This window comes from Kitasatospora sp. NPDC018619 (genome assembly GCF_044391605.1).
Taxonomy (GTDB): domain Bacteria; phylum Actinomycetota; class Actinomycetes; order Streptomycetales; family Streptomycetaceae; genus Kitasatospora.
Genome location: NZ_JBISAI010000019.1, coordinates 94,066 through 107,314 on the forward strand (window position 1 = coordinate 94,066; position 13,249 = coordinate 107,314).

Consider the following 13,249-nt stretch of genomic DNA (forward strand, 5'->3'; position numbering starts at 1 on the left):
CGGGCCCCTCCGGTTCAGCCGTCCGTCAGCGCATCGAACCGGTGCGCAGCAGGGTGCGGATGACGCGCATCGCGACCGAGAGGCTGGACAGCTCGTACTTGTCCGAACCCCTTATGTCGTCGAGGGTGGTGCGGGCGCGGTTCAGCAGGGTCGCGTTGAGCTGGGCCCAGGCGTTGTACCGCTCCTCCGGGGTGGCGCCCTCGGGGCCGCAGGCCAGGATGTCGGCGGTCAGCGCCGCGTGCGCCGCGAAGAGGTCCTCGCGGATCGCGGCCCGGGCCATCGACGACCAGCGGTCGGTACGGGGCAGCTCGATGATGCGGTCGAGCAGGTGCGAGATCTGGAGCCGGTCGCCCAGGTCGTAGTAGAGGTCGGCGACCTCGGCGACGTCCGTGCCGGAGCGGTCCGCGACCTCGGCGATGTCCAGGGTCGGGAAGACCGAGGAGAGGCCGGCGATCCGGGTGGCCAGCTCGTCCGGCACCCCGGCCCCGACGAGCTCGTCGTGCACCGACTCGAACCAGGCCAGGTCCTCGCCGCGCAGCGGCTTGGGCAGCGAGGCCCAGACCTGGTTGACCCGGTCGTGGAAGAACTCGATGGTGCCGGCGATGTCGAGCGGCTGGCGGCGGTTGTTGAGCATCCACCGGGTGGCGCGCTCGACGAGGCGCCGCGAGTGCAGGCGCATCTTGGTCTGCACCCGGGCCGGGACCTTGTTGTCCAGGTCCTCGATCTCGGCCCAGATCGGCTCCAGGTCGAAGACGGCCCGTGCGGCGGTGTGCGTCCGGGCGATCTCCTCGTAGGTCGCGCCGGTCTCCTCCTTCAGGCGGAAGGCGAACGTGCAGCCACCGCGGTTGATCGTGTCGTTGACGATCAGCGTGGTGATGATCTCGCGGCGCAGCGCGTGGTTGTCGATCGCGTCGGCGAACCTCGCCCGCAGCGCGCTCGGGAAGTACTCGTGCAGCGAGGCGCGGAAGAACGGGTCGTCCGGCAGCTCGGTGGCGAGCAGCTCCTCGGCGAGGATGATCTTGGTGTAGGCGAGCAGGACGGACATCTCGGGCTGCGAGAGGCCGCGCCCGCTCTGCTGGCGCTCCCGGATCTGGCGCTCGGTGGGCAGGAACTCCAGCGCGCGGTCCAGCTGGCCGGCCGACTCGAAGCGGCTGATCATCCGGCCGTGCACGTTGACCATGCTGTGCGCCTGGGCGACGGCGTTGGCCAGCACCACGTTCTGCGCGTAGTTGTTGCGCAGCACCAGGCGGCCGACCTCGTCGGTCATCTCGGCCAGCAGGGCGTTGCGCTGCTTGACCGTCATGTCGCCCTCGGCGACGACCTGGTTGAGCAGGATCTTGATGTTGACCTCGTGGTCCGAGGTGTCCACGCCGGCCGAGTTGTCGATCGCGTCGGTGTCGATCCAGCCACCGGTGCCCTCCGGGCCGCCGCTGGCCGCGTACTCGATGCGGCCGAGCTGGGTGCAGCCGAGGTTGCCGCCCTCGCCGATGACCCGGGCCCGGACCTGCTCGCCGTTGACGCGGATCGCGTCGTTCGACTTGTCGCCGACCTCGGCGTTGGTCTCGGTGGAGGCCTTGACGTAGGTGCCGATGCCGCCGTTCCAGAACAGGTCGACCGGGGCCTGGAGCACGGCCCGCATCAGCTCGGCCGGGGTCAGCTTGGTCGCCTCGACGCCCAGGGCCGCCCGGACCTGCGGGGTCAGCTGGATCGCCTTGGCGCTGCGCGGGAAGACCCCGCCGCCGGCCGAGATCAGCGACTTGTCGTAGTCGTCCCAGGAGCTGCGCGGCAGCTCGAACAGGCGGCGGCGCTCGGCGTACGAGACGGCCGCGTCCGGGTTCGGGTCGAGGAAGATGTGGCGGTGGTCGAAGGCGGCGACCAGCCGGATGTGCTCGCTGAGCAGCATGCCGTTGCCGAAGACGTCGCCGGACATGTCGCCGATGCCGACGACGGTGAAGTCCTCGGTCTGGGTGTCGTGGCCCAGCTCGCGGAAGTTGCGCTTGACCGACTCCCAGGCGCCGCGGGCGGTGATGCCCATGCCCTTGTGGTCGTAGCCGGCCGAGCCGCCGGAGGCGAACGCGTCGCCCAGCCAGAAGCCGTAGGACTCGGCGACGCCGTTGGCGATGTCCGAGAAGGTCGCGGTGCCCTTGTCGGCGGCGACGACCAGGTAGGTGTCGTCCTCGTCGTGGCGGACGACGTCGGCCGGGTGCACGACCTCGCCGCCGACCAGGTTGTCGGTGATGTCGAGCAGCGCCGAGATGAAGGTCTTGTACGAGGTGACGCCCTCGGCCAGCCAGGCGTCGCGGTCGACCGACGGGTCCGGCAGCTGCTTGGCGACGAAGCCGCCCTTGGCGCCGACCGGGACGATGACGGTGTTCTTGACCATCTGCGCCTTGACCAGGCCCAGGATCTCGGTGCGGAAGTCCTCGCGCCGGTCGGACCAGCGCAGACCGCCGCGGGCGACCTTGCCGAAGCGCAGGTGGACGCCCTCGACCTGCGGCGAGTACACCCAGATCTCGAACGCCGGGCGCGGGGCCGGCAGGTCCGGGATGGCCTTCGGGTCGAACTTCATCGACACGTAGGAGTGCCAGTCGCCGGAGGCGGCGCGCTGGAAGAAGTTCGTCCGCAGGGTGGCCCTGATGAGGTTCAGGAAGGAGCGCAGGATGCGGTCCTCGTCCAGCGAGACGACCTCGTCGAGGGCGCCGGACAGCTCCTCCAGGATGCCCTCGGTCAGCTCCAGGGCGCCCGAGCGGTGGCTCGGGCTGAGCCGGGCCTCGAACAGGTTGACCAGCAGGCGGGTGGTGTGGGTGTTGTTGCGGAGCGCGTCCTCCATGTAGTCCTGGGAGAACGTGGAGCCCGCCTGGCGCAGGTACTTGGCGTACGCGCGCAGCATCATCGCCTGGCGCCAGGTCAGCCCGGCGGTCAGCACCAGCTCGTTGAAGCCGTCGTTCTCGGCCTTGCCGGTCCAGGTGGCGGCGAAGGTCTCCTGGAAGCGCTCGCGGGCCTCGTCGGTGAGCTCGGTGGCCTCGCGCAGCCTCAGGCCGAAGTCGTAGACCCACGCGGTGGTGCCGTCGGAGCGGCGCAGCGCGTAGGGGTGCTCGTCCAGCACCTCGACGCCCAGGCGCTGGAGCACCGGCAGGACCTCGGTGAGCGAGATCGGGCCGCCGACCCGGTAGATCTTGAAGCGGCGCTCGTCGTCGCCGGCGCCGACCGGCTGGTAGAGGTTCAGGCGGAAGTCGCCCTCGCCGTGCAACGACTCGATCTGCTTGATGTCGGCGACGGCGGTGCGCGGCGGGAAGTCGGCGCGGTAGCCGTCGGGGAAGGCGTTGGCGTACTTGTGGCCGATCTCGGCGGCCTTCTCCTCGCCCAGCTCCAGGTGCAGCTGGTCGTGGAAGCCGTCCATCCAGAACCGGGCGGCCTCGGCCAGGCGGTTCTCGATCCGCTCGATGTCCGTCTCGGTGAGCTGCGGCAGCTCGGTGCCCGGGGCGACCCGGACCACGAAGTGCAGGCGGGTCAGCACCGACTCGGTGGCGTACACCGTGTAGTCGATGGTGGCGCCGTTCAGCTCCTCCTTGAGGATGTCGGTGATCAGCAGCCGGATGCGCGTGGTGTAGCGGTCGCGCGGCAGGTAGATGAAGGCCGAGAAGTAGCGCCCGTACTCGTCCTGGCGCAGGAAGAGCCGCAGCTTGCGGCGCTCCTGGAGGTAGAGCACGCTCGTCGCGATGGAGAGCAGCTCGGACGCCGGGGTCTGGAAGATCTCGTCCCGCGGGAAGGTCTCCATGATCTGGAGCAGGTCGCGGCCGTCGTGGCTCTCGCTGGAGAAGCCGGACTCCTCCAGGACCTCCTGGACCTTGCGGCGCACGACCGGGATGCGGGTGACCGACTCGGTGTAGGCGGCGGAGGAGAACAGGCCGAGGAAGCGGCGCTCGCCGATCGGCTCGCCGGCGGCGTCGAACTTCTTCACGCCGACGTAGTCGAGGTAGGCCGGGCGGTGCACGGTGGAGCGGCTGTTGGCCTTGGTCAGGACGAGCAGCTTCTTCTCGTGGGCCTTGGCGCGGACCGGCGCGGAGAGCCGGCCGAAGGCCTCGCTGACCGCGTGGTGGGCGTCGTCGTGGCCGTGCGGGTCGGAGCGCAGGATGCCGAGGCCGGTCCCGGCGACGGCCTTGAGGACCTCCTCGCCCTCGTGCTCGACCAGGTCGTACTCGCGGTAGCCGAGGAAGGTGAAGTGGTCGTCGGCGAGCCAGCGCATCAGCTCCCAGGCCTCGCCGACCTCCTGCTCGGGCAGGCCGGCCGGGGGCTGCTCGGCCAGCTCGTCGGCCAGGCGCAGCGCGCTCTCGCGCATCTTGCCCCAGTCCTCGACGACCTCGCGGACGTCGCCGAGCACGCGGCGCAGGTCGGCCTCGATGGCGCGCAGGTCCTCGCGGTCGGTCTCGCGGTCGATCTCGATGTGCATCCACGACTCGACGGTCGCGTCGGCGGGCCACTCGGTGCCGGCGGCCTGGCTGCGCGAGCAGGCGTCGACGTCCAGGATCTCCAGCAGCTTGCCGGTGATGTCACGGCGGACGGCCAGCTGGGGGTGGATCACGATGTGGATCGCGCGGTCCTGGCGGGACAGCTCGTTGGTGACCGAGTCGACCAGGAAGGGCATGTCGTCGGTGACGACCTCGACCACGGTGTGGCCGCAGGACCAGCCGTTCTCCTCGACCGAGGGGGTGTGGACCCGCACCTCGGCGGTGCCCTGCGGGCGCTTGAGCCCGAGGCGGTAGTGGGAGGCGGCCGCGCCGTACACGTCGACCGGGTCGAGGTCGACGAGGTCCTCGGGCGCGGTGTGGAGGTAGTAGTGGTGCAGGTACGCGGTCAGAGCGCCGTTGCTCAGACCCTCCCCCGGCGCCGCTCCCCCCACCTGGCTGTTCTCAGCGGCTACGACTGCCTTCTTGAGCAGTTCGGCCTTGGCTGCGTCCAGCTTGGTCTGCATGACTTCTTGGCTCCTGTCGCGCGCCGTTGCGTGACTCGGTGGTGTGTGGATGTACACCGACGGGTCACCGCAATCCTGCCGCACCATCCGACTGAAAGGGGCTCATGGCGCGCATGAAACGTCCTCCCAGCGGGTAGGACGACACGTTCGCCCTGCAAGCCACCCGACGACGCCAGCCAGCCTAACCGGATCAATCGAAGGTGGACAGGGACAGGTAGGAGCAAACCCGCAGGAACTCGGGTCCGTCCTGGACAGCTTGTCCAATCCGGAGCCCGGTGTTCACTCTCAGCCCATGTGCGGGTGGCCGTGCCGGACCGGCGGGACGAAGGTCTCCTTGATCGACCGGGCCGAGGTCCAGCGCAGCAGGTTCTGCGCGGCCCCCGCCTTGTCGTTGGTGCCGGAGGCCCGGCCGCCGCCGAAGGGCTGCTGGCCGACCACGGCGCCGGTCGGCTTGTCGTTGATGTAGAAGTTCCCGGCGGCGAAGCGCAGCTCCTCGACGGCCTGCGCGATGGCGTAACGATCCTGCGCGATCACCGAGCCGGTCAGGCCGTACGGGGCGCCGGCGTCGACCCGGCGCAGCACGTCCTCCCAGCGGGAGTCCTCGTAGACGTGGACGGCCAGGATCGGGCCGAAGTACTCCGTCCGGAAGATCTCGCCCCGGTGGTCGGAGGAGACCAGCACCGTCGGCCGGACGAACCAGCCGATGGCGTCGTCGTACTGCCCGCCGGCCGCCAGTTCGATCGTCGGATCGGCCTTCGCCCGGTCGATGGCGTCCCGGTTGCGCTCGAAGGCGCGCCGGTCGATCAGGGCGCCCATGAAGTTGGACAGGTCGGTCACGTCGCCGACCGGGAGCGCGTCCACCTCGGCCAGGAAGTCGTCCTTGATCCGCTGCCACAGGCTGCGCGGCAGGTAGGCGCGGGAGAGCGCCGAGCACTTCTGGCCCTGGTACTCGAAGGCGCCGCGGATCAGCGCCGTCCGCAGGATCTCCGGGTCGGCCGAGCGGTGGGCCAGCAGGAAGTCCTTGCCGCCGGTCTCGCCGACGATCCTCGGGTACGTGCGGTAGCCGCCGATGTTGGCGCCGACGCTCTGCCACAGGTGCTGGAAGGTGGCGGTGGAGCCGGTGAAGTGCAGCCCGGCCAGCGCCGGGTCGGCGAGCACGACCGGGGAGACCTGAAGGCCGTCGCCGGTCACCAGGTTGACCACCCCGGGCGGCAGGCCGGCCGCCTCCAGCAGCCGCATCAGGTGGTACGCGGCCAGCGTCTGGGCCGGCGCGGGCTTCCAGACCACGGTGTTGCCCATCAGCGCGGGGGCGGTGGGCAGGTTGCCGGCGATCGCGGTGAAGTTGAACGGGGTGATCGCGTAGACGAAACCTTCCAGCGGGCGGTGGTCGGTGCGGTTCCAGACGCCGGGCGAGGAGACCGGCTGGTCGGCCAGGATCCGCCGGGCGAAGTGGACGTTGAACCGCCAGAAGTCGACCAGCTCGCAGGCCGCGTCGATCTCGGCCTGCTGCACGGTCTTGGACTGGCCCAGCATGGTGGCCGCGTTCAGCGTCTCCCGCCAGGGGCCGGCCAGCAGGTCGGCGGCGCGCAGGAACACCGCGGCGCGGTCGTCGAAGGAGAGCGAGCGCCACTGCCGCCCGGCGGCCAGCGCCGCGTCCACCGCCGCCCGGGCGTCCTCCCGGGTGGCGTTGCCGAGCACGCCCAGCTTGGCGGCGTGGTGGTGCGGCTGGACGACCTCGATCCGCTCGCCGCCGCCGAAGCGCTGCTCGCCGCCGATGGTCATCGGCAGCGGGACCTGCTCGGCCGCCAGCTCGTCCAGCCGCCGCACCAGCCGGCCCCGCTCCGGGCTGCCGGGCGCGTACGACCGCACCGGCTCGTTGACCGGGACGGGCACCTCGGTGACTGCGTCGATGGGCATGGCGGGCTCCGTCCTGGCGGGTGGTCGGCTGTGACACCAGCCTGACCAGCCGGAGCGCGATCCGCCCGCTCAGACACGCGGACGGCGGACGTGGCGCCCGCCACGTCCGGCCGCCGCCGGCCGCCCCCGGCTGCGCGCCCGGGGTTGCCGCCCCCGGCTCAGCCGGCCAGCCGCCCGGCCAGCTCGACCGCCTCGGCCAGGCTGTCCACCACCGGGACGCCGACCGGCTCCAGCTTCTCCCGGGTGTGCGAGCCGCCGGTGTAGAGCACCGCGTGGGCGCCCGCGGCCAGCGCCGCCAGGGCGTCGTCCGCGGCGTCGCCGATCAGCACCGTCCGGGCCGGGTCGACCCGCTCGCCGAGCGCGGCCAGGTGCCGGGCCAGGTGCTCCGCCTTCTGCCCGCCGGACGGGCCGCTGCGGCCGTCCACCCGCAGGAAGCCGCCGGTCAGGCCGAAGGCGTCGACCAGCGGCACCAGCCGCTCGTGCGCGTACATCGACAGCAGCGACTGGCTGTTCCCGGCCTGCCGCCAGCCGTCCAGCAGCTCGCGCACGCCCTCGGTCAGCCCGCAGGCGGAGCTGAGCTCCCGGTAGCGGTCGTGGAACACGTCGTCGAGCCGCAGCCACTCCGCCGCGGAGGGCATCCGGCCGAGCAGGCGCTGGTAGAAACGGGGGATCGGGATCTCGTACTGCTCGCGGTACTCCTGGAGCGTCATCGGCCCGATGCCGACGGTCGCGAACGCGGCGTTGCTCGCTCCGAGCACCGCCTCCATGTCGTGGAAGAGCGTGCCGTTCCAGTCCCAAACGATGTGAGTGCGCACGGGGCGACACGGTAACCCGGCCGGGCGACACGCCGGTAGGACGGAGCTCACCCGAGCAGGGCGGAGATCTCCTGGGTCGCGTACCAGAGCAGGTCGTGGTCCTCGGCGCCGTCCACGGTGAACTGGGCGTCCTGGTCCCCGGCGTCGGCCGCGGCCACCGCCGCCACCGCCGCCGCGACGTCCGTGACCACCTCGTCGTCGGCCACGTCGGCGTGCACCGCGGCCGCCTTGGCCAGCCGCACCGGGCCGGCCAGCACCACCCGGCCGAGCGAGGCCTGGTCCTGGTACTCGTCGCCGGGGAACGGCCGCACCGACGCGTCCGCCACGTCCAGCGCCACCACGACCCGGCGGCGGGGGGCCCGCGGGTCGTCGGCCAGCAGCCGCAGCGAGGACTGGGCGGCCCGGTTCAGCGCCGCGTACTCCAGCTCCTCCAGGTCGTCGCTGACGTACCACTCGCGCAGTGCGGGCGTCACCGCGTACGCGGCGGACTGGTCCAGGACGCCGCCCTCGTGCGCCGCCGCCAGGCCGGTCAGGGTGGTGGGCACGTACACGCGCATCGGGGGCACTCTCCGGTTCGTCCAGCGGCACAGATTCTCCAGCGTCCCAAGAATAAGCGCCGCCGGCCCGCCCCCGGTCACCTCCGGCCGGCGGGCGGGCGCCCACCGCCGGGGCCGCGCCGGGCGCGCGTCAGGCCCGCAGCGCCTCCCGGCTGGTGCGCAGGGCGCTCTCCAGGACGGCGCCGCGGCGGGCCGGGTCCATCATGTTCGGGCCCATCACCGCGAGGTCCGCCAGGGTCGGCGCGAGCAGCCGCACCCGCACGCCCTCGGCCCGCAGCAGCGCGGCCTCGCGCAGCAGCTGCCGGGTGACGGCGTGCCGGTAGCGGCTCACCAGCTGGGCGAGCACGCCGCGCGGACGGTCCCGGGCGCGCCACTCGCGCAGGGCGGCCAGGGTCTCCCGGACGGGCCTGCCGGACCGGCCCGGCGCCCGGTCCAGCCGCAGGGCCATCGGCGCGAGCACGTACACCTCCTCCAGCCCGCGGCCGAGCGCCAGGTCGGCGTTGGTGGCGGACCAGCAGCCGCCGTCCACGTAGGCCGAGCCCTCCAGCCGCACCGGCGCGAACCAGCCGGGGATCGCGCAGGAGGCCATCACGGCGTCCGGCACCGGGACGGCCGGGGCGTCCGGGTCGCCGAAGACCACCCGGCGGCCGCCGCGGTAGTCCACGGCCACCACCCGCAGCGGCGAGGCCCGGCCGTCGGGCCCGGACCAGCCGCCGGCGGGCGGCGCACCCTCGCCGGGTGCCGCGCCGTCGCCGGGCGCCGCGCCGTCGCCGAGCAGGTCGCGCACCAGCTCGCCGACCGGCGCCAGCGAGCCGCGGCCGTGCGGCGCGATCGCCGAGACCATGGTCAGCAGCGGGTACCGGCGCGGGTGCCGGACGGCGTCCCGCAGCAGGCCGGGCGAGCCGATCCCGGCCCGGGGGCGGGGCGGCAGCGCACCGCCGACGGCGGTGTCGTACGCGAACGCCACCCCGGCCAGCGGCCCCTCGGTGACGGCCAGGCCGCGCTGGTGGTCGCGCAGCTGCTCGGGGCGCACCCCGCCGGCCAGCATGGCGGCGAGGATCGCGCCCGCCGAGGTGCCGAGCAGGACGTCGGCCCCGCCCGGTGGCCGCCCGGTGGCCTCCTCGACGGCGCACAGCGCACCGACCGTCCAGGCCGCGCCGAGCATCCCGCCGCCGCCCAGCACCAGGCCGCGCCGGGGCGGGCCCGCGGCGGGCGGGGTGCCGCCCGCGGCCGCCGGGGCCGGCCCTGCCGCCACCCGTGTCGCCATCCCGGCCGCCCCTCGTCGTGGGAGCCGGCCGTCCGCTCCCGGTCGGGCTCCGCTCCCGGTCAGGCTCCGATGGTGCGCGCCGGGCCTACGGGGCGCAACGCGGCGCCCGCTCCCCGCCACCCGGTCCGCCCAGCCGGAGCGTCCCCTTTCGAGCCGTACGGCCCGTCCCCGCACGTCAACCGGGCGCCGGGAAGCGGCCCGGCACGCCCGTCGCCGTCACGGCCCGTTCCCTCGGATAGGTGAATTCCACAGCCCGTCCCGACCGCCGCGCAAACCCGTTGCCGCCCCGCGCGCACCGGCCCCAGCCTGATCCCGTCCGTACCCGCACCACCCAGTCGAGGAGCCGCCGCCGTGACCGTCCGCCCCCACGCCCACCGCACCGCCCGCCCGTACCGCCGCCCGCCCGGCACCGGCGGCTGCGACCCCGCGGGCCGCCGGCCGCGCCACCCGCGCGCCGCCTGCACCGGCGGGCCCGCGGCGGACTCCGGCGCCCTGGCCGCCCGCTTCGCCCACCGACTGGTCGAGGTGCTCACCGGCGCCCGGCCGTCCGGCCAGCTGGCGCGGCACACCAGCCTGGACGGCTACGGGCAGCTCGCCTCGCTGGTCCGGGCCGGCGCGCTGCGCCGCGGCGGCCCCGCCGACCGCCCCCGGCTCGGCCCGGTGCACGACCGCTCGCCCTCGCCGGACGCGGTCGAGGCCTGCGTGCGGGTCGACTTCGGCCGGCGCCACCACGTGGTGGCCTTCCGGCTGGAGCAGCGCGGCCCGGCCGGGCAGTGGCAGTGCACCGCCGTGGAGGCCCGGTGAACGCCCTGGCGCGCCCGCGGCGGTACGGGACGGCACAGGGCGCCGTCCCGGTCCGGGAACGGCGCCCTGCGGGGCGTCCTGGGCGGTGCCAGGCGGTCGGATCAGCCCTTGCGCCGGCGGCCCTTGGCCGACCTGGCGGCCTTGCGGCGCTCGGCGCGGGTCATCCCGTCGCCCTCGTCCTCCGGCGCGAGGTCGTCGAAGTCGCCCTCGATGACACCGCCGCCGACCTCGTCCGAGGGGGCCGTGTAGTGCAGCCGCTGCGGCTTCGGGGCCTCCAGGCCCTTGGCCTTGATCTCCGGGCGGGCGGCGTCCTTCTCCAGCTTGTCGAGCACCACCTGGGCGTCCTCGACGGGGACCTCCTCGACCTGCTGCTCGACCTGGACCTCCAGGTTGAACAGGTAGCCGACGGACTCCTCCTTGATGCCCTCCATCATCGCGGTGAACATGTCGAAGCCCTCGCGCTGGTACTCGACCAGCGGGTCGCGCTGCGCCATGGCCCGCAGGCCGATGCCCTCCTGGAGGTAGTCCATCTCGTAGAGGTGCTCGCGCCAGCGGCGGTCCAGCACCGACAGCACGACCCGGCGCTCCAGCTCGCGCATGATCTCCGCGCCCAGCTGGTCCTCGCGCGCGCCGTACTGCGCCTGGATGTCCTCCTGGATGGACTTGATCAGGAACTCGGGGGTCAGCCCGGCCTGGCCGCCGGCCTCCTCCTCCAGCTCCTCCAGGTCCAGGGTGATCGGGTAGAGCTGCTTGAGCGCCGTCCAGAGCTTGTCGAGGTCCCAGTCGTCCTCGAAGCCCTCGCCGGTGGCGGCCCGGACGTACGCCTCGACGGTGTCGTCCATGAAGTGGCCGACCTGCTCCTGGAGGTCCTCGCCCTCCAGCACCCGGCGGCGCTCGCCGTAGATGACCTCGCGCTGGCGGTTGAGGACCTCGTCGTACTTGAGGACGTTCTTGCGGATCTCGAAGTTCTGCTGCTCGACCTGGGTCTGCGCGGAGGCGATGGCGCGGGTGACCATCTTGGACTCGATCGGCACGTCCTCGGGCACGTTGGCCATCGAGAGCACGCGCTCGACCATGCCGGCCTTGAACAGGCGCATCAGGTCGTCGCCCAGCGACAGGTAGAAGCGGGACTCGCCCGGGTCGCCCTGACGGCCGGAGCGGCCGCGCAGCTGGTTGTCGATCCGGCGGGACTCGTGCCGCTCGGTGCCGAGGACGTAGAGGCCGCCGGCCGCCTTGACCTCCTCCTGCTCGGCCTTCACCGAGGCCTTGGCCTTCTCCAGCGCGGCCGGGAAGGCGGCCTCGTACTCCTCCGGGGTGTCCGTCGGGGTCAGCCCGCGCTGCGCCAGCTCGGCGGCGGCCAGGTGGTCGGCGTTGCCGCCGAGCATGATGTCGGTGCCGCGGCCGGCCATGTTGGTGGCGACGGTGACGGCGCCCTTGCGACCGGCCTGCGCGACGATCTGCGCCTCGCGCTCGTGGTGCTTGGCGTTCAGCACCTCGTGCGGGATGCCGCGCTTGCGCAGCTCCTGCGACAGGTACTCGGACTTCTCGACGGACACGGTGCCGACCAGCACCGGCTGGCCCTTCTCGTGCTTCTCGGCGATGTCCTCGACGACGGCGGCGAACTTGGCCGGCTCCGACTTGTAGATCAGGTCGGGCTGGTCGATGCGCAGCGGCGTCTTGTTGGTCGGGATCGGCACCACGCCGAGCTTGTAGATCTGGTGGAACTCGGCGGCCTCGGTGGTGCCGGTACCGGTCATGCCCGCGAGCTTGTCGTACAGGCGGAAGAAGTTCTGCAGGGTGATGGTGGCCAGGGTCTGGTTCTCGTTCTGGACCTCCACCCCCTCCTTGGCCTCGATCGCCTGGTGCATGCCCTCGTTGTAGCGGCGGCCGGCCAGGATGCGGCCGGTGTGCTCGTCGACGATCATGACCTCGCCGTTCATCACGACGTAGTCCTTGTCCCGCTTGTACAGCTCCTTCGCCTTGATGGCGTTGTTCAGGAAGCCGACCAGCGGGGTGTTCACCGACTCGTAGAGGTTGTCGATGCCCAGGTAGTCCTCGACCCGGGTGACGCCCTCCTCCAGGATGCCGACGGTGCGCTTCTTCTCGTCGACCTCGTAGTCGCGGTCGATCTTCAGGCGCAGCACCAGCTTGGCGAAGTCGGCGTACCACTTGGTCGCCTGGTCGGCCGGGCCGGAGATGATCAGCGGGGTGCGGGCCTCGTCGATGAGGATCGAGTCGACCTCGTCGACGACCGCGAAGTTGTGGCCGCGCTGGACGAGTTCGTCCTGCGACCAGGCCATGTTGTCGCGCAGGTAGTCGAAGCCGAACTCGTTGTTCGTGCCGTACGTGATGTCCATCCCGTACTGGCGCTTGCGCTCGGCGGGCGTCATGTTGGCGAGGATCACGCCGACTTCGAGGCCGAGGAAGCGGTGCACCCGGCCCATCCACTCCGAGTCGCGCTCGGCGAGGTAGTCGTTGACGGTGATCAGGTGGACGCCCTTGCCGGTCAGCGCGTTCAGGTACGCGGGCAGGGTGCCGACGAGGGTCTTGCCCTCACCGGTGCGCATCTCGGCGACGTACCCGTGGTGCAGGGCCGCGCCGCCCATCAGCTGGACGTCGTAGTGCCGCTGGCCGAGCACGCGCTTGGCCGCCTCGCGGACGGTGGCGAACGCCTCGGGGAGGATGTCGTCCAGGGTCTCGCCGTCCGCGAGCCGCTGCTTGTACTCGTCGGTCAGTGCGCGCAGCTCGGCGTCGGTGAGGTTGACGAAGTCCTCTTCGATGGAGTTGACCTGGGCGGCAATCCGCTGCAGCTTGCGAAGGATCTTGCCCTCGCCGGCGCGCAGGATCTTGTCGAAGACGGACACGTGAGCGGGCTCCTTGCCTGTATTGGCACTGGACGACTGCACGGCGGGTCCAC

General features: G+C 72.5%; 7 protein-coding genes. 1 reads left to right on the forward strand and 6 read right to left on the reverse strand.

The genetic code is table 11. The annotated features are described in order from the left end of the window. Window positions 1-25 precede the first annotated feature (25 nt). The 5 genes from ACH5AR_RS26945 to ACH5AR_RS26965 form a co-directional block, all read right to left on the reverse strand. Window positions 26-4,972: an NAD-glutamate dehydrogenase gene (locus ACH5AR_RS26945; RefSeq protein ID WP_396304088.1), complete on the reverse strand. Its 4,947-nt coding sequence runs from the start codon at window positions 4,970-4,972 to the stop codon at window positions 26-28. 285 nt (window positions 4,973-5,257) lie between these two features. Then, window positions 5,258-6,883 (reverse strand): L-glutamate gamma-semialdehyde dehydrogenase, encoded by a 1,626-nt coding sequence (gene pruA / locus ACH5AR_RS26950; RefSeq protein WP_396304111.1) that lies wholly within the window; start codon window positions 6,881-6,883, stop codon window positions 5,258-5,260. 164 nt (window positions 6,884-7,047) lie between these two features. Next, window positions 7,048-7,704, reverse strand: coding sequence for an HAD family hydrolase (locus ACH5AR_RS26955; protein ID WP_396304089.1), 657 nt, complete (start codon window positions 7,702-7,704; stop codon window positions 7,048-7,050). Between the two features lie 47 nt (window positions 7,705-7,751). Next, window positions 7,752-8,261, reverse strand: coding sequence for a DUF6912 family protein (locus ACH5AR_RS26960; RefSeq protein WP_396304090.1), 510 nt, complete (start codon window positions 8,259-8,261; stop codon window positions 7,752-7,754). A 130-nt stretch (window positions 8,262-8,391) separates the two neighbouring features. Beyond that, the gene (locus ACH5AR_RS26965; RefSeq protein ID WP_396304091.1) at window positions 8,392-9,528 is read right to left on the reverse strand and encodes a patatin-like phospholipase family protein; all 1,137 of its coding nucleotides are present in this window, start codon (window positions 9,526-9,528) and stop codon (window positions 8,392-8,394) included. A gap of 351 nt (window positions 9,529-9,879) precedes the next feature. On the opposite strand from ACH5AR_RS26965, the gene ACH5AR_RS26970 reads away from it, so the two are divergent. Next, entirely contained in the window at window positions 9,880-10,332 is a 453-nt protein-coding gene (locus tag ACH5AR_RS26970) for an Rv3235 family protein (RefSeq protein WP_396304092.1), read from the forward strand. A gap of 101 nt (window positions 10,333-10,433) precedes the next feature. Here the strand turns inward: ACH5AR_RS26970 and secA are convergent, their stop codons facing one another. Then, window positions 10,434-13,196 (reverse strand): preprotein translocase subunit SecA, encoded by a 2,763-nt coding sequence (gene secA, locus ACH5AR_RS26975; RefSeq protein WP_396304093.1) that lies wholly within the window; start codon window positions 13,194-13,196, stop codon window positions 10,434-10,436. Window positions 13,197-13,249: the final 53 nt, after the last annotated feature.

Bases quoted from the DNA above. Each gene is read 5' to 3' on its own strand.
- ACH5AR_RS26945 (WP_396304088.1), bottom strand. From the start codon at position 4,972: ATGCAGACCAAGCTGGACGCAGCCAAGGCCGAACTGCTCAAGAAGGCA.
- ACH5AR_RS26960 (WP_396304090.1), bottom strand. From the start codon at position 8,261: ATGCGCGTGTACGTGCCCACCACCCTGACCGGCCTGGCGGCGGCGCAC.
- ACH5AR_RS26965 (WP_396304091.1), bottom strand. From the start codon at position 9,528: ATGGCGACACGGGTGGCGGCAGGGCCGGCCCCGGCGGCCGCGGGCGGC.